The organism is Pseudomonas sp. lyk4-TYG-107, assembly GCF_030209055.1.
Taxonomy (GTDB): domain Bacteria; phylum Pseudomonadota; class Gammaproteobacteria; order Pseudomonadales; family Pseudomonadaceae; genus Aquipseudomonas; species Aquipseudomonas putida_A.
Map to the genome: position 1 here is coordinate 208,237 of NZ_JARVST010000002.1, position 19,297 is coordinate 227,533.

A 19,297-nucleotide genomic window follows, 5' to 3' on the forward strand; every position below is an offset into this window, starting at 1 on the left:
CGGTTGACCAACCCGAACACAGTTCGCCTCCCATCGCTTGGTCACGGTGGGATGAATCCTCACGACATTTGGAATACACACTATGAAAGCATGGACCCCGCTTCCCCTCGATCGCTACCGCTCACTCGAATCCAACCTCACCGACACCAAGCCCCTGATCATCGACACAGAGGCCAACCCGCAAGACATCCTCGAATGCGCCGTCCAGCGCCTGCGTGCCTCCAGCGACCTGCTGAAATCCCTCTACTGCCTCAGCTTCAAACAAGCCGACGTCGAAGACATCCCCCATATCACCCACGCCCTCTATCTGCTGACGCAGGATGGCTGTGACCTGCTGCAGGTCGCGCAGCAGCAGATGCTCGGCTGGAAAGCACCGCTCTGAGGCTGACAGTCTTCCGGTCGCTCTCACGCCTAACCTGAGACAGATGAGCGACACTCGTGCAAGCATCGAAAATCCCAACCAATCCGTCCACACGATTGCGCTACACTGTAATCCTGCACCAAGAGGCCCATGCCATGAGCAAATTGACGTTCCAGCAAAAGCAGGCTTATTACGAAAAAGTACGTCGGTCTAACTACTTGGCGAGCCTGCGTCTAGAAGGGTTCGATACCAATCGTAGCGATGCTGAAAGACCGCTTCCATCACGGGAATCAGTCATCGAAAAATACCGTCAGAACACACGCTAATGGTGGACAAGTACGGGGTCGGGCAAGACCCCTACTGCTACCCTGGAAGTGATGTCCTGCGTAACTTGCTCAATATTCGCTGTGAAGAAGAACTGCACAAAGCAGAGCGAGAACTATCAGAGATCGCTATCAGTCGATTTCCTCTTCTTCCCCCTCCATATGATCTAACCCTTTTTCAACATATCCATAGAACTCTGTTTTGCGATGTCTACGACTGGGCCGGGCAGCCGCGAACAGTCAACATTCAGAAGGGGGATACCTTTTTCTGCACCGCAGAAAGAATTCTCCCAGAGGCAGAGAAAATATTTCGCGCCATGGAACGTGATGCATGGTTCGTGGGGCTGAACAAAGAAGAGCTCGTCGTGGCTATCGCCGAAACCTATGGCGACTTGAATGTCATTCATCCTTTTCGCGAAGGTAACGGGCGTGCTCAGCGCATCCTTTTTGAGCAGATCATCATCAATGCGGGCTTTACGGTTGATTGGTGGCTGATCAAGGAAGACGCTTGGATTTCGGCAAATGTTGATGCGGTTGCATGTGACTATCGTGGACTTGAAGATATCTTCGAGAACTGTATTGGCGGGCCACTCCTCCCTTAAGTGGCATTATTCTGGCCGTTTACCCCAAATTCTGCGGGAATAATGGCAGTCAAGCCGATAACGACAGCTAAACCGTCACCCACAAAAAAGCCGCCCCTAGAGGCGGCTTTCTCATTACTGCAACCAATTTTACAACTTAGGACCCGCAGCCTTAATCGCGTCGCTCACTTCGAACTTCTTGAAGTTCTCGATGAACAGACCGGCCAGCGCCTTGGCAGCTTCGTCGTACGCAGCCTTGTCAGCCCAGGTGTTGCGTGGGTTGAGCAGGTTGGTTTCAACGCCCGGTACGGCCAGTGGCACGTCGAGGTTGATGGTGTCCAGGTGCTCGGTGGCAGCACCGATCAGCGCGCCGCTCTGGATCGCTGCGATCACCGCACGGGTGGTCGGGATGTTGAAGCGTTTGCCGACGCCGTAGCCACCGCCGGTCCAGCCGGTGTTGACCAGGTAGACCTTGGAGCCGAAGCCGCGGATGCGCTTGATCAGTAGTTCAGCGTATTCGCCAGCCGGACGCGGGAAGAACGGTGCGCCAAAGCAGGTGGAGAAGGTCGACTTGATGCCGCTGCCCGAACCCATTTCAGTCGAGCCCACCAGCGCGGTGTAGCCGGACAGGAAGTGATAGGCCGCTTGTTCTTCGTTGAGGATCGACACTGGCGGCAACACGCCGGTCAGGTCGCAGGTCAGGAAGATCACCGCGTTTGGCTCGCCGCCCAGGTTCTTCTCGGAACGCTTGGCAACGTGCTCCAGCGGGTAGGCCGCGCGGCTGTTCTGGGTCAGGCTGACATCGGCGTAGTCAGCGTGCTTGGCGTCGTCGATGACCACGTTTTCCAGGACTGCGCCGTGCTTGATGGCTTTCCAGATGACCGGCTCGTTCTTCTCGGACAGGTCGATGCACTTGGCATAGCAGCCGCCTTCGATGTTGAAGACAACGCCTTCGCCCCAGCCGTGTTCGTCGTCACCGATCAGGTAACGGCTCTCGTCGGCGGACAGGGTGGTTTTACCGGTGCCCGACAGACCGAAGAACAGGGTCACGTCGCCTTCTTCGCCGATGTTGGCAGCGCAGTGCATTGGCAGCACGTCAGCGGCCGGCAGCAGGAAGTTCTGCACGGAGAACATGGCTTTCTTCATTTCACCGGCGTAACGCATACCGGCGATCAGCACTTTCTTCTGCGCGAAGTTGATGATCACGCAACCGTCGGAGTTGGTGCCGTCACGCTCAGGCACGCACTCGAAGTTGGCCACGTTGAGCACTTGCCACTCGTCACGACCGGCCGGGTTGTACTGGGCCGGGTTGATGAACAGGCAACGACCGAACAGGTTCTGCCAGGCAGTCTGGGTGGTCATTTTGACGGCCAGGTAGTGATCTTCAGCCGCACCTACATGCACGTGGGAAACAAAGTGCTCTTGCGCGTTGTTGAACGCCTCGACACGAGCCCACAGCGCGTCGAACTTGTCGGCCGGGAACTTGCGGTTGATCGGGCCCCAGGCGATAGCGGCCTGGGTGGAAGGCTCTTCAACGATGAAACGATCAACTGGCGAACGGCCGGTGCGATGACCGGTGCGGACTACCAGAGCGCCGGTATCGGCAAGCTCGCCCTCACCGCGTTGCAGGGCTTCTTTAACCAGATCATCAACACTCAGATCGGTGTACACGGCGTTATTGGCTTGCGTCATGAGGTTCCCCGTCGGCCAGTGGCCGAGTGTGCTCCAAACGTTTTGTAGTAGAAAGTCGTGCACTACTACCGCGAAAAAAGTGGGCCGGATTATGCCAGAAAAGCCCAAAAAGAGTAGGGTCCTCCCGTCGTAACGGCGAAATTCCGTCGTTACGCAGTGAATTTACCTGCGCTGAACCGTTTTAGTGCCGGGTATCTGACGGCGTGTCGACGCCTGCGCCAGCGAACAATTGAGCAATATCGGCCGCATCGAACAGGTAACGCTGGTTGCAGAACTGGCAATCGATCTCGACTTCGCCACCGCGTTCAGCCACCAGTGCCTGCGCATCTTCCAGACCCAGACTGACCAGTGCATTGCCAGAGCGTTCCCGCGAGCAGCTGCAACGGAAGCGCAGGTTCTGCACATCGAACAGGCGCACCTGCTCTTCGTGGTAGAGGCGATGCAGGACGGTTTCGTTGTCCAGGCTGAGCAATTCATCGGCGGTCAGGGTGCTGGCCAGGGCGGTGATGTGCTGCCAGCTTTCGGCGCGCTCTTCTTCGTCTTTCAGGCGGTCGGCCGGCAGTTGCTGCAGTAGCATTCCGCGAGCACGGCGGCCGTCGGCGAACAGCTTGAAGCGGGTGCCGACCTGTTGCGACATGACGAAATAATTGGTGAAGCACTCGGACAGGGTTTCACCATCAAGGTCGACGATACCCTGGTAACGCTGGCCGATCGTCGGGTCGACGGTCAGGGTCAGGTCACCGCCCGGCATCAGGTCGGCAAGGGTCGCGTCCGCGGCGATCTGCTCGGCGTTATAACGCGCCAGGCCACGGATCTCGCGCTCGCTGGAGCATTCGATCATCAGCAGCGGAATCGGCCCTTCGGAGCGTGCCTGCAAAATCAGCAAGCCGTCGAACTTCAGGGTGCCCACCAGCAGCGAGGCGGCCGCCATCAGTTCGCCCAGCAATTGCGCGACCGGCTCCGGGTACGGGTGCTTGGCGAGAACTTCGGCGTAGCTGCGTTCCAGCGCCACCAGTTCGCCGCGAGTGTCGCTGTCATCGAAGATGAAGCGTTGGGTGTAGTCGGTATCCGGTAGGTCGGTCATAGGTCTGGGTATCTGAATTGATGACAAAAAGGTTACAAAAGATGAAAATCCCGCGCTTCTCCGCACCCGTTTGGTGCGAAATGTTCAGCCACGGGAGGCATTTTATGAACAATCCGGGTTTGTTCCAATCAAGGTGGAACCTCGGCCGGCTGGTTCTGTGCAACGTAGTGCCATTAGCGCTACTGGCTTTCTGGTTATGGCCTACGGGCCAGATGCTGTGTGTGATTTTCGACGAGTGGCTGTTCCGCTCACTCAATGCACCACTGGCCAGCAACCCCATATGGCTCCACATCTGGGCAATTGCAAGTCTGCGTCCGTTCGACATTGTCGTCGGACTGATTCTGCTGACGCTGCTGATCAAGGGCGACTGGGTGTTCAAGGCAATTGATGTACGTCGCGCCTTCTTCGGTTTTTTCTCGATTCTGCTGCTGATGGTGGTGATTCGCGCGCTGTTTTCCAAATTCGCCGACCACATGGACTGGCAGCACAGCAGCCCATCGATGGTGCTGGAAGGCGCGGTGCACCTGAGCGACTATTTCCCGCATCTGGAAAAAGCCTGGGAGCTGAAGGATCGCTCGAGCCAGAGCTTCCCCGGTGACCACGCTTCGGTGTTGTTGATCTGGGCGCTGTTCATGGGGGTGTTCAGTCGCTCGGTCGGCCAGTTCCTGACGATCTGGGGCCTGGCGTTGCTGTTCATGCTGCCACGTCTGGTGGCCGGCGCGCACTGGGGCCAGGACGATTACATCGGCGGCATGCTGCTGGCGGTGTGGGCGTTGGGTTGGGGTTACTACACACCGTTCGCTTATCACGCCGCCAACTTCTGGCTGAAGGTGACTGCGCCGGTATTCAGTCTGCTAGGCAAGCTGCCGCTGGTTTCGCGGATGAGTGTGGTGTCTGCCCGTTAATGGGTTGAATGCAGAAAAGATCGCAGCCTGCGGCAGCTCCTACATGGGAATACATTTTCCTGTAGGAGCTGCCGCAGGCTGCGATCTTTTTATTCGTGGCTGCTGCCACGAAACTTGAACAGATCCCGCCGCTGCTTCTTGCTTGGCTTGCCGTCAGTGCTCACACCCAACGCCCCGGCCTTGCGCATCGCCGCTGCCGCTTCACGTTTGGCAATACTCGCCTCGGTCTCGGAATACAGCGTCTGCGCCTCGGGTGCGCCGCGACGCACGATCGACAAGGCTTCAACCCTCACCGTGCGTTCTTCAAAACCGGTCCGGATTTCGAACTCATCACCAATGCGTGGCTCTTTGCCAGGCTTGCAGCGCTCTACCCGGCAATGCACCTTGCCACTCTCGATGGCCGCTTTGGCCAGAGCCCGGGTCTTATAAAAACGTGCCGCCCACAACCACTTGTCGAGACGGACCTTGTCGTCCTCTTCGCTTTTTTGTGCCATGGAATTTCCTCATTCTGAAATATTGATGAACTGTACTACCGTTTCTCTCGTGCCATGAATTGCAGCGTCCCGGATTACAATGCGCACCACCCGACACCTGCTTGAGGCGTCGGTGATCCGGGCCGTAGAAATCTGTCGCCTTTTAACCCTTATTCTGCGTGAATACCGCGAATCCGGCCCCTTGCGGGCTGAGCGGTTGCCACGGTTGAGCACTTTTTTGAAGACATTTGACCATTTGACCGTTGTCGGTCTGCGCGAGTGGGTGGCGCTCCCGGATCTGGGAGTCGCGGGCCTGCGGGCGAAAATCGACACCGGCGCCAGCACCTCCAGCCTGCATGCCACCGACATCGAGCCGTTCGAACGCGATGGCGAAAAGTGGGTGCGCTTCACCGCGCACCTGGGCACGGTGGTGCAGTTGCGCCACCGGCGCTGCGAAGCACCGCTGGTCACGCGCAAGACCATTAAAAGCTCCAACGGCCAGGCCCAGGTGCGCTATGTGATCAGCACCACTCTGGCCCTCGGTGATCGGGTCTGGCCGGTCGAGTTCACGCTCGCCTGCCGCAAGTCCATGCGCTATCGCCTGTTGCTCGGTTCCAAAGCCCTGATCGATGGCCAGCTGGTGGTCAATCCGGGCATCAAATATGTACAAGACAAGCCGGTGTTCCCGGTATCTACCTCCTCCACAGGTGTTGCATGAAGATCGCTGTGCTGTCGCGCAATCCGCGTCTGTATTCCACCCGTCGTCTGGTCGAAGCCGGCACCGAACGCGGGCATGAAATGGTGGTGATCGACACCCTGCGCGCCTACATGAACATCGCCAGCCACAAGCCGCAGATCCACTACCGCGGCAAACCGCTGGAAGGCTTCGACGCGGTGATCCCGCGGATCGGTGCATCGGTGACGTTCTATGGCTGCGCGGTGTTGCGCCAGTTCGAAATGATGGGCGTGTTTCCGCTCAACGAATCGGTGGCCATCGCCCGCTCGCGGGACAAACTGCGTTCGCTGCAACTGCTGTCGCGTCGCGGCATCGGCCTGCCGGTGACCGGGTTCGCACACTCGCCGGACGACATTCCCGACCTGATCGACATGGTCAACGGCGCACCGCTGGTGATCAAGGTGCTGGAAGGCACCCAGGGTATCGGCGTGGTGCTGTGTGAAACCGCGACGGCGGCCGAGTCGGTGATCGAGGCGTTCATGGGCCTGAAGCAGAACATCATGGTCCAGGAATACATCAAGGAGGCGGGCGGTGCCGACATCCGCTGCTTCGTGGTCGGCGACAAGGTGATTGCGGCGATGAAGCGTCAGGCCAAGCCGGGCGAGTTCCGCTCCAACCTGCATCGCGGCGGCAGCGCCAGCCTGATCAAGATCACCCCGGAAGAACGCATGACCGCGTTGCGTGCGGCCAAGGTCATGGGCCTGGCGGTGGCGGGTGTGGATATCCTGCGTTCGAACCACGGCCCGCTGGTGATGGAAGTGAACTCGTCACCGGGCCTGGAAGGGATCGAGACCACCACCGGCAAGAACGTGGCGGGGATCATCATCGAACACCTTGAGAAAAATGGCGGGCCGAACATGACCCGGACCAAAGGCAAAGGTTGATCCGTTTGAAGTGTGACGGCTGACAGGCCGCCTTCGCGAGCAAGCCCGCTCCCACATTTGGGAATGCGTTCCCCTGTGGGAGCGGGCTTGCTCGCGAAGGGGCCATCAGCCCCGCTGGATATCTCAGCGCTTAAACGGCATCGCGCGGCAACATCAACCCCAACGGCAACCGCACCCGTGCTTCCAGTCCACCACCGGAGCGGTTGCGCAGTTCAACATTGCCGCCATGCATCGAAGCAATCCGCTTCACGATCGCCAGACCCAACCCCGTACCTTTGCCACCCCGGGCACGGTCGCCACGGGTGAACGGGTTGAAGATCGCCTCAAGCTCCGACGGATCGATCCCCGCACCACGGTCCATCACGCTCAGCACCACATACGGCGCGCTGGTGTCACCGGACACATAGGCGGCAACCTCGACGCCGCTGCCGGCATGGTTCAGGGCGTTGCCGATCAGGTTGTTCAGCAGACGTTTCATCGATACCCGACGCAACGGAAACGGCTGGATCGGTTCCAGGCGCAAACGCACTTTCTCTTCGGTCTGGTTGTACGGTGCGGCCACCTCACGCACCAGATCGCTGAGATCCACTTCTTCCACCGACTCGTCGCGACCGTCGCGAATGAACGCGAGGAACTGGTCGAGAATCGCGTCCATGTCCTCGATGTCGCGCACCATGTCGTCGGTCAGGTCATTGCGATCACCCATCAGTTCCAGCGACAGGCGCAAGCGGGTCAGCGGCGTGCGCAAATCATGGGACACCCCCGCCAGCATCAGTTCGCGCTCGCGGCCGGCCTGTTCGACGTCTTCGGCCATCTGGTTGAAGGCGCGATACACCTCGGTCATCTCACTGGGTGTGTCGCTGATCGGCAGGCGCACGCTGCGACCCTGACCGAGTTGCCGCGCGGCATATACCAGACGTTTCAACGGCTGGTTGAGCTGACTGACGAAAATCCATGCAGAGGCGGTGGACAGCAAACCGATGGCGAGGAACCAGCCGAGTACGTTCCAGATTTTCTGCCCGCGCAGCGGATGCGGGTACAGCGGCACTTTCAGCCAACCGTCGCCGAGGCTTGGCGCACGCACCCACAGCGCCGGCGGCGAGTGCATGCGCAAACGCACTTCGGTGTCGGCGCCCAGCTCCGCCTGCATCTGCCGCTGATAGATTTCACTGTACGGCCAGTGCTGCTCGCCCTCCGGCACTCCGGCGCCGACCACCCGGATCAGGGTCGCGGCATCGGCGATCTTCGCGCGGTTTTCTTCATCAGCCGCCCAATAGGCGCGCAGCGTCAGGGCGACGCCGTGGCTGTATTGGCGATCTACCAGCACGTCCTCGTTCATCAACAGATAAACCAGGGTCAGCGCCTTGGAAAACAGCACGACGATGAGCACCAGCCAAAGGGTGCGGGAGAAAAAACTTTGGGGGAACCAGACGGGGGTTTTCATCGATAACCGTTACACACTTGCAGGAGCGAGCCATGCTCGCATATTGCGGATTGCGAGTCTGCGTAGAGGGTCGATCAACCCGATGCGCAGACCCGCTCCTACAAATCGCCGATCACTTGGTGGCGGCGCCGTCCGGTACGAACACGTAGCCCACACCCCAGACAGTCTGGATATAGCGTGGTTTCGACGGATCCGGCTCGATCATCCGGCGCAGGCGGGAAATCTGCACGTCGATGGAACGCTCCAGGGCATCCCACTCGCGGCCACGGGCCAGGTTCATCAGTTTGTCGCGGGTCAGCGGCTGACGCGCGTTCATTACCAGCGCCTTGAGTACCGCAAACTCACCGGTGGTGAGCATGTGCACTTCTTCGCCACGTTTCAGCTCGCGGGTCGCCAGCGACAGCACGTAATCACCGAAGGTGACGTTTTCGTCTTCGCTGCCCGGCGCGCCCGGCACCGGTGCGGCCTGACGCCGCAGAACCGCTTTGACCCGTGCCATCAGCTCGTCCGGGTTGAACGGCTTGGCCAGGTAGTCATCGGCGCCCAGCTCCAGGCCCTTGATGCGGCTCATCTCATCGCCCTTGGCGGTGAGCATGATGATCGGAATCTGATTGTTCGCCGCCCGCAGGCGACGGCATGCGGTCAGGCCGTCTTCGCCCGGCAGCATCAGGTCGAGGACGACCAGATTGAACACTTCACGCGACAGCAGACGGTCCATTTGCTCGGTGTTCGGTACGGCACGGGCACGGTAGCCCTTGCTGACGAAGAAACGTTCCAGCAGGCTGCTCAGCCCCGGATCGTCGTCAACAATTAGAATTTTTTCGCCTTCAGCATTGTTTGCAGTGCTGCTCATTGGATGCTCCTTTTAGCTCGGCGCGCATTATGGCGTAGCTGCCGTTATACGCACCGTGTGCATTGTTAGCAGATTTTTCCTTCACTGCCAGAAAACCGGGGTTTCTACCTACAGACTGCTACACCCCCGAATGACAGAACGCTGGTTATAATGCGCGGCGTTTTGTGCCAGGCAACGTCTGAATCGTTACCGCAGGTGGCCGCGATATTTTCCGGGCCTGCGCAGTAATTATTCGATTTCACGGGTCAATGGGGTGCCTTTTGACCCAGGCAGCGGCAATTTTCTAGCCGCTCAACCAGACTCCGGGCCTTTATTTCCGTGCCTGCGAGCCTGCTTTCACACTATGTCAGGTGGTTTTATGGACAGCATCAACAGCCGCATCGCCGAGGAACTCGGCGTACGCCCGCAACAGGTCGAAGCGGCCGTCGCGCTACTCGATGAAGGCTCTACCGTTCCCTTCATCGCCCGTTACCGGAAAGAAGTCACCGGCAGCCTCGATGACACCCAGTTGCGTCATCTGGAGGAGCGTCTGCGCTACCTGCGAGAACTCGACGAACGGCGCATCAGCATCCTCGCCAGCATCCAGGAGCAGGGCAAACTCACCCCTGCCCTAGAGCGCGATATCAAGCTCGCCGACACCAAGACCCGCCTCGAAGACTTGTACCTGCCGTACAAGCAGAAGCGCCGCACCAAGGGCCAGATTGCCCTGGAAGCCGGCCTCGGCGAGCTGGCCGATGGCCTGTTCAATGACCCGAACCTGACGCCAGAAACCGAAGCCGCACGCTTCGTCGACGCCGAGAAAGGCGTAGCCGACGTGAAAGCTGCGCTGGAAGGCGCCAAGTACATCCTGATGGAGCGCTTCGCCGAAGACGCCAGCCTGCTGGAGAAGCTGCGCAACTTCCTCAAGCAGGAAGCGACCATCAGCGCCCGCGTGATCGCCGGCAAGGAAGAAGAAGGCGCGAAGTTCCGCGATTACTTTGAACACGACGAGCCGCTGAAAAGCATGCCGTCGCACCGCGCACTCGCGATTTTCCGGGGCCGCAACGAAGGCATCCTCAGCTCCGCGCTAAAAGTCGGCGACGAACTGCCGGGCACCATGCACCCGTGCGAAGGCATGATCGGCCAGCAATTCGGCATCCAGAATCAGAACCGCCCGGCCGACAAATGGCTCGGTGAAGTGGTGCGCTGGACCTGGAAGGTCAAGCTCTACACGCACCTGGAAACCGACCTGCTCGGCGAGCTGCGCGACGGCGCCGAAACCGAGGCGATCAACGTCTTCGCCCACAACCTGCACGACCTGCTGCTGGCCGCGCCGGCCGGCCCGCGCGCCACCCTGGGCCTCGACCCGGGCCTGCGTACCGGCTGCAAAGTCGCGGTGGTCGACTCCACCGGCAAGCTGCTCGATCACGCCACGGTTTACCCGCACGTGCCGCACAACAAATGGGATCAGACCATCGCGATTCTGGCCGCCCTGTGCGCCAAGCACTCGGTTGACCTGATCGCCATCGGCAACGGCACCGCCAGCCGCGAAACCGACAAACTGGCGATCGAGCTGATCAAAAAATACCCAGCAATGAAGATGACCAAGGTCATGGTCTCCGAGGCCGGTGCATCGGTGTACTCGGCGTCGGAACTGGCGGCCAAGGAATTCCCGGATCTGGACGTGTCGATCCGTGGCGCGGTGTCCATCGCCCGTCGTCTGCAGGATCCACTGGCCGAACTGGTGAAGATCGATCCGAAATCCATCGGTGTCGGCCAGTACCAGCACGACGTGTCGCAGCTGAAACTGGCGCGTGGTCTGGATGCGGTGGTCGAGGACTGCGTAAACGCCGTCGGCGTCGATGTAAACACCGCCTCGGTGGCCTTGCTGGCGCGGATTTCCGGCCTCAACGCGACCCTGGCGCAGAACATCGTCGCTCACCGTGACGAGCACGGCGCGTTCAAGACCCGTGCAGCGCTGAAGAAAGTTGCGCGTCTGGGCGAGAAAACCTTCGAACAGGCCGCAGGCTTCCTGCGCGTGATGAACGGCGACAACCCGTTGGATTCCTCGGCCGTTCACCCGGAAGCCTATCCACTGGTACAGCGCATCGCCGCTGAAACCGACCGCGACATTCGCTCGCTGATCGGCGACGCCGCGTTCCTCAAGCGTCTGGACCCGAAGAAGTTCACCGACGAGACCTTCGGTCTGCCCACCGTCACCGACATTCTGCAAGAACTGGAAAAACCGGGTCGCGACCCGCGTCCGGAGTTCAAGACCGCCGAGTTCCAGGAAGGCGTCGAAGACCTGAAAGACCTGCAACTGGGGATGATCCTCGAAGGCGTCGTCACCAACGTGACCGCGTTCGGCGCGTTCGTCGACATCGGCGTGCATCAGGACGGTCTGGTGCACATCTCGGCGTTGTCGGAGAAGTTCATCAAGGACCCACGCGAAGCGGTGAAGGCCGGTGACGTGGTGAAAGTGAAGGTCATGGAAGTCGACATCCCGCGCAAACGCGTCGGCCTGTCGATGCGCATGAGCGACACTCCGGGCGAGAAAATCGACGGTGCCCGTGGCTCGCGTCCGGGCTCGGCACCGCGCCAGTCGTCGAACAACGCGCCACGCAAGGAAACGGCCACAGCCGCACCGGTGAACAACGCCATGGCTTCGCTGTTCGCCAACGCCAAGCAGTTGAAGAAACGCTGATGGAGATTCCGGCCGGGCTCGTCGAGAGCGCGTTTTTCAAGCTGTTGGGCTGCCGCCTGCACAGCCTGGAAACCGGGGTGGCGCAAGTCGCCCTGGTGCTGGAACCGCAACTGCGCAATCGCGGCGGCAAATTGCACGGTGGCGCGCTGTTCAGTCTGGTCGATATCGCCATGGGGCTGGCCTGTTCCAGCACCCACGGCTTCGATCAGCAGAGCGCGACCATCGAGTGCAAGATCAACTACATCCGCGCCGTATCCGACGGCGAGGTGCTGTGCACGGCGCGGGTGATCCACCCGGGCCGCCGCACGCTGGTGGTCGAGGCCGACGTGATGCAGGGCGACAAACTGGTCGCAAAAGCGCAAGGCACGTTCGCTGTCCTGTAGATGTTGTTCATCATTTTGAGTTAATTTCGGCGCAACGAATCCTGTGGGAGCGAGCCTGCTCGCGAAGACGGTGTGTCAGTCGACGGTGATGTTGGCTGCAATACCCTCTTCGCGAGCAGGCTCGCTCCCACAGGGATTGTGCAGTTCTTGACTGACCGGCAAATGGCCTGCCGCTACAAAACCAGGCGAAAACGCCAGTTTCAACTTCACCCTTGTAGACCGTCCTGCCCACCCCCATATTGGGGCGACTGACGCGTGAAGGAATCCAAATTGAGCGAACTTCTCAACCGCCGCCTGGCTCTGCTCGGCGAGCGCGCCAACCTCTCTCTGCTCGAACAGTGCCTCCACGGTATCGAACGTGAATGCCTGCGCGTGACCAGTGAAGGTCGTCTGGCGCAAACGCCGCACCCGGAAGCCTTGGGTTCCGCGCTGACCAATGAACAGATCACCACCGACTATTCCGAGTCGCTGCTGGAATTCATCACCCCCGCCCTGCCCGATCCGGCCGATACGCTGGCGAGCCTGGACAAGATTCATCGCTTTGCCTACAGCAAGCTCGGCAACGAGTACCTGTGGAGTCCATCGATGCCGTGCCCGTTGCCGGCCGAGGAAGACATCCCGATCGCCTATTACGGCACCTCCAACATCGGTCAGCTCAAGTACGTCTACCGCAAGGGCCTGGCCCTGCGGTACGGCAAGACCATGCAGTGCATCGCCGGGATTCACTACAACTTTTCCCTGCCGGAAAAGCTCTGGCCGCTGCTGCGCGAAGCCGAAGGTTTCGTCGGCACCGACCGCGATTTTCAGTCGTCGTCCTACATCGCGCTGATCCGCAACTTCCGCCGCTACAGCTGGCTGCTGATGTACCTGTTCGGTGCTTCGCCAGCGCTGGATGCGGGCTTCCTGCGCGGCCGTTCGCACCAGTTGGAACAACTGGATCCGGACACCCTGTACCTGCCGTACGCCACCAGCCTGCGCATGAGCGACCTCGGTTACCAGAGCAACGCCCAGGCCGGCCTGACGCCGTGCTACAACGATCTGGCGAGCTACACCGACAGCCTGCGCAAGGCCGTGGCCACGCCATACCCGCCGTACGTGGAAGTCGGCACGCACCAGGATGGCGAGTGGGTACAGCTCAACACCAACATCCTGCAGATCGAAAACGAGTACTACTCCAACATCCGCCCGAAACGCGTGACCTACACCGGCGAGCGACCGATCCAGGCGCTGATGGCCCGGGGCATTCAGTACGTCGAAGTGCGTTGCCTGGATATCAACCCGTTCCTGCCGATGGGCATCGACGTCACCGAATCGCGCTTCCTCGACGCGTTCCTGCTGTACTGCGCGCTGAACGACAGTCCGCTGCTGACCAACACTTCGTGCGGCAATGCCACTTCGAACTTCCTCAGTGTGGTCAAGGAAGGTCGCCGTCCGGGCCTGCAATTGCAGCGCGACGGTGAAGCGGTCGAATTGAAGGTTTGGGCAGCCGAGCTGCTGGAAAAAATCGCACCGCTGGCGGCATTGCTCGATCAGAGCCATGGCGGCGACGCACACAGCAAGGCGCTCGACGCGCAACTGGCCAAGGTCAAGGATTCGTCCCTGACCCCATCGGCCCAAGTGCTGGCGACCATGGCCGAGCACAAGGAAAGCTTCGCGCAATTCTCCCTGCGTCAGAGCCAGGCGCATGCCGAGTTCTTCCGCAGCGAGCCGTTGGCTGCTGATGAACAGGCGAAGTTCGAGGAGCTGGCGCGCTCGTCGCTGGCGCAACAGGCGGAGCTGGAGCAGAACGAGGTCGGCGATTTCGATGTGTTTGTCGGGTCGTATCAGGCGAGCATTCTGGCGATCAGCAACTGACATCAGAAGGCTCTTCGAACCTTTTCGCGAGCAGGCTCGCTCCCACATTAGATTGCAATCTCCTGTGGGAGCGAGCTTGCTCGCGAATGACCGCGCAGCGGCCAGGCTTAGATTTTTCCGCTCATAAGCTAAGTCTAAAAAGTTATTTATTTTTAGATTCTTAGATCATTTAGTCTCCTTTCACGCCGATCGTCGGTCGCCTGATTTGGAGCACTCCCCCCATGAAAATGAATTTCCCGCTTCGCCTGCTGGCCGTGGCCTCGTTGGCTGCTGCGAGCTTTCTGGCGCAGGCCGCCGACCTCACCGTCGCCTACCAGACCACCGTCGACCCGGCGAAAGTCGCCCAGGCCGATGGCGCCTACGAAAAAGCCACCAAGGCCGACATCAGCTGGCGCAAGTTCGACAACGGCGCCGACATCATCGCTGCCATCGCTTCCGGTGACGTGCAGATTGGCTACCTCGGTTCCAGCCCGTTGACCGCCGCCATCACCCGCAAGGTTCCGGTGGAAACCTTCCTCATCGCCACCCAGATCGGCGCCGCCGAAGCACTGGTCGCTCGCGACGGTTCCGGGATCAAGACCCCGCAGGATCTGGTCGGCAAGAAAATCGCCGTGCCGTTCGTGTCCACCGGACACTACAGCCTGCTCGCGGCGTTGAAGCACTGGAACATCGACCCGTCGAAAGTCACCGTGCTCAACCTCGCCCCGCCAGCGATCATCGCCGCTTGGAAACGCGGTGATATCGACGCCACTTACGTGTGGGATCCGGCCCTCGGTGTGGCCAAGGAAAACGGCAAAGTGCTGATCACTTCCGGTGAACTGGCCAAGTTCGGCGCGCCGACCTTCGATGCCTGGATCGTGCGTAAAGACTTCGCCGAGAAGCACCCGGAAATCGTCACCGCGTTCGCCAAGGTCACCCTCGACGCCTACGCTGATTACCGCAAGGACCCGAAAGCCTGGCTCGCCGACCAGTCAAACGTCGACAAGCTGGTGAAGCTCTCCGGCGCCAAGGCCAGCGACATTCCATTGCTGCTGCAAGGCAACGTCTACCCGCTGGCGGCTGATCAAGTGATCAGCCTCGGCGCGCCAACCACCAAAGCCATTACCGACACCGCCGCGTTCCTCAAGGAACAAGGCAAGGTCGAAGCCGTACTGCCGGACTACGCGCCGTACGTCAGCGCCAAATACATCACCCACTGATCGGGAGTTAACTGCGATGGCCTTGCTACAGCTGGAGCGCATCAGCGCACAGTATCCCGGCAGCCCGGAACCGGTGCTGGCGGACATTTCCCTGACCCTCGGGCCGCAGCAATTGCTGGTAGCCCTCGGCCCGTCCGGCAGTGGCAAGACTTCGCTGTTGAACCTGATTGCCGGCTTCGTCGAACCCAGCGCCGGGCGCATCACCCTCGACGGCGTGCCGGTCAAAGGCCCGAGCGCCGAACGTGGCGTGGTGTTCCAGGATGACGCGCTGTTGCCTTGGCAGGATGTGTTGGCCAACGTCGCGTTCGGTCTGGAACTGGCCGGTGTCGCCAAGGACAAACGTGAAAAGATCGCCCGGGAAATGCTCGCACTGGTCGACCTTTCCGGTTTCGAAAATCGCCGCATCTGGCAACTCTCCGGAGGCCAGAAACAGCGCGTCGGCCTGGCCCGCGCCCTCGCCGCCGACCCGCGCGTGCTGCTGATGGACGAACCTTTCGGCGCCCTCGACGCATTCACCCGCGAGCAGATGCAGGAGCTGTTGCTGCAAGTCTGGCAGCGCACTGCAAAACCGGTGTTCCTGATTACTCACGACATCGAAGAAGCGGTATTCCTCGCCACTGACCTGATTCTGCTAGCGCCGAATCCGGGGCAGATCGTCGAGCGTCTGCATCTGGATTTCGGTCAACGCTACGCTGCCGGTGAGTCGGCGCGGGCGATCAAATCCGACCCGCGTTTTATCGAAACCCGCGAGCACGTGCTGAGCAAAGTGTTCTCGCAACGCAGCGCCGTACAACGGCAGGAGCGCGCATGAGCAGTTACGACGTTTCCGCCCCGTCAGTGAAAACCCCATCGGTGGCAATTCCGCAGCGCCGCAGCCTCAGTACGCGGTGGATCAGCCTGCTGACCCTGTTCGCCTTGCTGGTGATCTGGTGGACGGTGACCGCCAGCGGTTTGATCGAACCGCTGTTCCTGCCGCCACCGTCCGCCGTGCTGCAAAAAGGCTGGTTGCTGGCGACCACGGGCTATATGGATTCAACTCTGTGGCAGCACCTGGGCGCGAGCCTGAGCCGCATCGGTCTGGGTCTCGGTTTCGCGATTCTGACCGCGGTGCCGGTGGGCATTGCCATCGGCGCCAACCGTATTGCCCGTGGTGTGCTTGATCCGTTGATCGAGTTCTACCGGCCGATTCCGCCATTGGCTTATCTGCCGCTGATCGTGATCTGGTGCGGTATCGGCGAGCTGTCGAAAGTGCTGCTGATCTACCTGGCGATTTTTGCGCCGATCGCCATCGCGACAGCCACCGGTGTGCGCACTGTAGACCCGGCGAAATTGCGCGCTGCGCAGTCGCTCGGAGCCACTCGCGCACAACTGATCCGCCATGTGATTTTGCCGAGCGCCCTGCCGGACATTCTCACCGGTGTGCGCATTGGTCTGGGCGTTGGCTGGTCGACCCTGGTCGCCGCCGAACTGATCGCCGCCACCAGCGGTTTGGGGTTCATGGTGCAGTCGGCTGCGCAATTTCTGGTCACCGATGTGGTGGTGCTGGGGATTCTGGTGATCGCCCTGATCGCCTTCGCCATGGAAATGGGCCTGCGCGCCCTGCAGCGCAAACTGGTGCCGTGGCACGGCCAAACCCACTGACAAATTTCATGCGCCCCCTGTGGGAGCGAGCCTGCTCGCGAAAGCGTCGGATCAGTCACCGCACTGTCGCCTGACACTCAGCATTCGCGAGCAGGCTCGCTCCCACAAAAGCATGACACCCCGAATTCGAAGAGAAAGACCATGAGCAGCCTGACCATCACCCCACTAAGCTCGGCTCTCGGCGCGCAGATCAGCGGCGTCGACGTCAGCCAGCCGTTGAACCTGGAACAGCGCGACGCGATCGAGCAGGCGCTGCTCAAGTACCAGGTGCTGTTCTTCCGCAACCAGCCGATCGAACCTTCGCAACAGGCACGTTTCGCCGCGTATTTTGGCGACCTGCACATTCACCCGATCTACCCGAACGTGCCCGAGCAGCCCGAAGTGCTGATCCTCGACACCGCCGTCACCGACGTGCGCGACAACGCGATCTGGCACACCGACGTGACCTTCCTGCCGACCCCGGCGATGGGCGCGGTGCTCAGCGCCAAACTGCTGCCAGAGTTCGGCGGCGATACGTTGTGGGCCAGCGGGATTGCCGCGTATGAAGCACTGTCGGCACCGATGAAAAAGCTGCTCGAAGGGCTGACCGCGACTCACGATTTCACCCGTTCGTTTCCGCTGGAACGCTACGGCAATACGCCGCAAGCCCTGGCGCAGTGGGAAGAAGCAAGGCGCAAGAATCCGCCGCTGTCGCACCCGGTAATCCGCACTCACCCGGTGAGCGGACGCCGTTCGTTGTTCGTCAACGAAGGCTTTACCTCGAAGATTAACGAGCTGTCGGAAACCGAGAGCGAAGCGATTCTGAAATTCCTGTTCGCTCATGCAACGCGGCCGGAATTCACCATTCGCTGGCGCTGGCAGCAGGACGATATTGCCTTCTGGGACAACCGCGTGACCCAACATTACGCGGTGGATGATTACCGTCCGGCACGACGGGTGATGCAGCGGGCTACGGTGTTGGGGGATGTACCGTTCTTCAGATAAGACCCGATTTCCTCGTTGTCTGAACTGGCCCCTTCGCGGGCAAGCCCGCTCCCACAGGTACAGCACCGTTCACAGACTTTGTGTACGACTGGAACCCTGTGGGAGCGGGCTTGCCCGCGAAAGCGTCAGAGCAGGCGCCGAATAATTCGGCGCCAGTCATTTATTCAGCGGTCGAAGGCTTCTCCCACAGATTGATCCCGCCCTCCTGGGCAAACCGGTCGATCTCCGCCAGTTCCTCAGCACTGAAACTCAGATTCTTCAACGCCCCGACGTTCTCGATGATCTGCTCTGGCCGGCTCGCGCCGATCAGCGCCGAGGTCACCCGTGGATCACGCAGGGTCCAGGCCAGTGCCAGTTGCGCCAGGCTCTGGCCGCGACGTTTGGCGATCTCGTTCAACGCGCGCACGTGGGCAATGTTGGCCTCGGACAAGTGCGAAGCCTGCAGCGAACCGCCACCTGGGCGATTGACCCGCGCATCCGCCGGCACGCCGTTGAGGTACTTGTCGGTCAGCAGACCTTGCGCCAGCGGGGTGAAGGCGATCACGCCAGTGCCGAGTTCTTCGGTGGTGTCGAGCAGGTCTTTTTCGACCCAGCGATTGAGCAGGTTGTACGCCGGTTGATGAATCAGCAGCGGCAGTTTCCATTCCTTGAGCAGCGCAGCGATCTCGCGGGTTTTCACGCCGGAGTACGACGAGATGCCGATGTACAGCGCCTTGCCCTGTTGCACGGCAGTGGCGAGGGCGCTGGCGGTTTCTTCCAGTGGGGTGTCCGGGTCGAAGCGGTGCGAATAGAAGATATCCACATAGTCCAGACCGAGGCGCTGCAGGCTCTGGTCCAGACTGGCCAGCACGTATTTACGCGAGCCGCCGCCCTGGCCATAAGGGCCGGGCCACATGTCCCAACCGGCCTTGCTTGAAATGATCAGTTCATCGCGGTACTGCTTGAAGTCTTCGCGCAGCAGGCGACCGAAATTGATCTCGGCGCTGCCATACGGCGGGCCGTAGTTGTTGGCCAGGTCGAAGTGGTTGATGCCCAGGTCGAACGCGGTACGCAGCAGGGCGCGCTGGGTGTCGATCGGCGTGCTGTCGCCGAAGTTGTGCCACAGGCCCAGCGACAGCGCCGGCAGCACCAGACCGCTGCGGCCGACGCGGCGGTAAGGGATGGAGTCGTAGCGGTTTTCGGCAGCGGTGTAAGTCATCGAATCCTCTCTTGTCTGT

The 19,297-nt window shown here is 60.5% G+C and carries 19 protein-coding genes; 13 read left to right on the plus strand and 6 right to left on the minus strand.

Features of this window, described 5'->3' with window-relative positions; genetic code table 11:
- The first annotated feature begins 82 nt into the window (after positions 1-82).
- From QRN61_RS02690 to QRN61_RS02700, 3 genes are all read left to right on the plus strand, one after another.
- The gene (locus tag QRN61_RS02690) at positions 83-382 is read left to right on the plus strand and encodes a hypothetical protein (RefSeq protein WP_285373152.1); all 300 of its coding nucleotides are present in this window, start codon (positions 83-85) and stop codon (positions 380-382) included.
- Between the two features lie 134 nt (positions 383-516).
- Complete coding sequence (locus QRN61_RS02695) at positions 517-687, plus strand: YhfG family protein (RefSeq protein WP_096796727.1); 171 nt, start codon at positions 517-519, stop codon at positions 685-687.
- Complete coding sequence (locus QRN61_RS02700) at positions 687-1,286, plus strand: putative adenosine monophosphate-protein transferase Fic (protein ID WP_096796728.1); 600 nt, start codon at positions 687-689, stop codon at positions 1,284-1,286. Before QRN61_RS02695 ends, QRN61_RS02700 begins: the two co-directional genes overlap by 1 nt.
- A gap of 129 nt (positions 1,287-1,415) precedes the next feature.
- Here QRN61_RS02700 and QRN61_RS02705 read toward each other — a convergent pair whose 3' ends face one another.
- Positions 1,416-2,957: a phosphoenolpyruvate carboxykinase gene (locus QRN61_RS02705; protein WP_027611209.1), complete on the minus strand. Its 1,542-nt coding sequence runs from the start codon at positions 2,955-2,957 to the stop codon at positions 1,416-1,418.
- A gap of 181 nt (positions 2,958-3,138) precedes the next feature.
- The gene (hslO, locus tag QRN61_RS02710) at positions 3,139-4,041 is read right to left on the minus strand and encodes an Hsp33 family molecular chaperone HslO (protein WP_098966688.1); all 903 of its coding nucleotides are present in this window, start codon (positions 4,039-4,041) and stop codon (positions 3,139-3,141) included.
- Between the two features lie 104 nt (positions 4,042-4,145).
- Between hslO and QRN61_RS02715 the strand changes: the two genes are divergently transcribed.
- Entirely contained in the window at positions 4,146-4,946 is an 801-nt protein-coding gene (locus QRN61_RS02715; protein WP_285373153.1) for a phosphatase PAP2 family protein, read from the plus strand.
- Between the two features lie 89 nt (positions 4,947-5,035).
- On the opposite strand, the gene QRN61_RS02720 is transcribed toward QRN61_RS02715, so the two are convergent.
- Positions 5,036-5,440: an RNA-binding S4 domain-containing protein gene (locus QRN61_RS02720; RefSeq protein WP_285373154.1), complete on the minus strand. Its 405-nt coding sequence runs from the start codon at positions 5,438-5,440 to the stop codon at positions 5,036-5,038.
- A gap of 217 nt (positions 5,441-5,657) precedes the next feature.
- On the opposite strand from QRN61_RS02720, the gene rimB reads away from it, so the two are divergent.
- Positions 5,658-6,137 carry a retropepsin-like aspartic endopeptidase RimB gene (rimB, locus tag QRN61_RS02725; RefSeq protein ID WP_065257793.1) on the plus strand — a complete coding sequence of 160 codons (480 nt, stop codon included), beginning with the start codon at positions 5,658-5,660 and terminating at the stop codon, positions 6,135-6,137.
- On the plus strand, positions 6,134-7,039 hold the full coding sequence (gene rimK / locus QRN61_RS02730; RefSeq protein WP_007949201.1) for a 30S ribosomal protein S6--L-glutamate ligase: 906 nt from the start codon (positions 6,134-6,136) through the stop codon (positions 7,037-7,039). Before rimB ends, rimK begins: the two co-directional genes overlap by 4 nt.
- A 130-nt stretch (positions 7,040-7,169) precedes the next feature.
- Here the strand turns inward: rimK and QRN61_RS02735 are convergent, their stop codons facing one another.
- On the minus strand, positions 7,170-8,483 hold the full coding sequence (locus QRN61_RS02735; protein ID WP_095190569.1) for an ATP-binding protein: 1,314 nt from the start codon (positions 8,481-8,483) through the stop codon (positions 7,170-7,172).
- A 112-nt stretch (positions 8,484-8,595) separates the two neighbouring features.
- On the minus strand, positions 8,596-9,336 hold the full coding sequence (gene ompR, locus QRN61_RS02740; protein WP_003220637.1) for an osmolarity response regulator transcription factor OmpR: 741 nt from the start codon (positions 9,334-9,336) through the stop codon (positions 8,596-8,598).
- Positions 9,337-9,694: 358 nt separating this feature from the next.
- On the opposite strand from ompR, the gene QRN61_RS02745 reads away from it, so the two are divergent.
- From QRN61_RS02745 to tauD, 7 genes are all read left to right on the plus strand, one after another.
- Positions 9,695-12,019, plus strand: coding sequence for a Tex family protein (locus tag QRN61_RS02745; RefSeq protein ID WP_007964702.1), 2,325 nt, complete (start codon positions 9,695-9,697; stop codon positions 12,017-12,019).
- Entirely contained in the window at positions 12,019-12,402 is a 384-nt protein-coding gene (locus QRN61_RS02750; protein ID WP_086793980.1) for a PaaI family thioesterase, read from the plus strand. The genes QRN61_RS02745 and QRN61_RS02750 overlap by 1 nt, the downstream gene beginning before the upstream one ends.
- 270 nt (positions 12,403-12,672) lie before the next feature.
- Positions 12,673-14,256: a glutamate--cysteine ligase gene (gene gshA / locus QRN61_RS02755; protein WP_285373155.1), complete on the plus strand. Its 1,584-nt coding sequence runs from the start codon at positions 12,673-12,675 to the stop codon at positions 14,254-14,256.
- Positions 14,257-14,477: 221 nt separating this feature from the next.
- Positions 14,478-15,455, plus strand: coding sequence for a taurine ABC transporter substrate-binding protein (tauA, locus tag QRN61_RS02760; protein ID WP_285373156.1), 978 nt, complete (start codon positions 14,478-14,480; stop codon positions 15,453-15,455).
- A 16-nt stretch (positions 15,456-15,471) separates the two neighbouring features.
- Positions 15,472-16,266 carry a taurine ABC transporter ATP-binding subunit gene (tauB, locus tag QRN61_RS02765; protein WP_097086895.1) on the plus strand — a complete coding sequence of 265 codons (795 nt, stop codon included), beginning with the start codon at positions 15,472-15,474 and terminating at the stop codon, positions 16,264-16,266.
- Positions 16,263-17,096 (plus strand): taurine ABC transporter permease TauC, encoded by an 834-nt coding sequence (gene tauC / locus QRN61_RS02770; protein ID WP_285373157.1) that lies wholly within the window; start codon positions 16,263-16,265, stop codon positions 17,094-17,096. Before tauB ends, tauC begins: the two co-directional genes overlap by 4 nt.
- 141 nt (positions 17,097-17,237) lie before the next feature.
- Complete coding sequence (tauD, locus tag QRN61_RS02775; RefSeq protein WP_285373158.1) at positions 17,238-18,080, plus strand: taurine dioxygenase; 843 nt, start codon at positions 17,238-17,240, stop codon at positions 18,078-18,080.
- 160 nt (positions 18,081-18,240) lie between these two features.
- On the opposite strand, the gene mgrA is transcribed toward tauD, so the two are convergent.
- Positions 18,241-19,278, minus strand: coding sequence for an L-glyceraldehyde 3-phosphate reductase (mgrA, locus tag QRN61_RS02780; protein WP_285373159.1), 1,038 nt, complete (start codon positions 19,276-19,278; stop codon positions 18,241-18,243).
- Between the last annotated feature and the right edge of the window lie 19 nt (positions 19,279-19,297).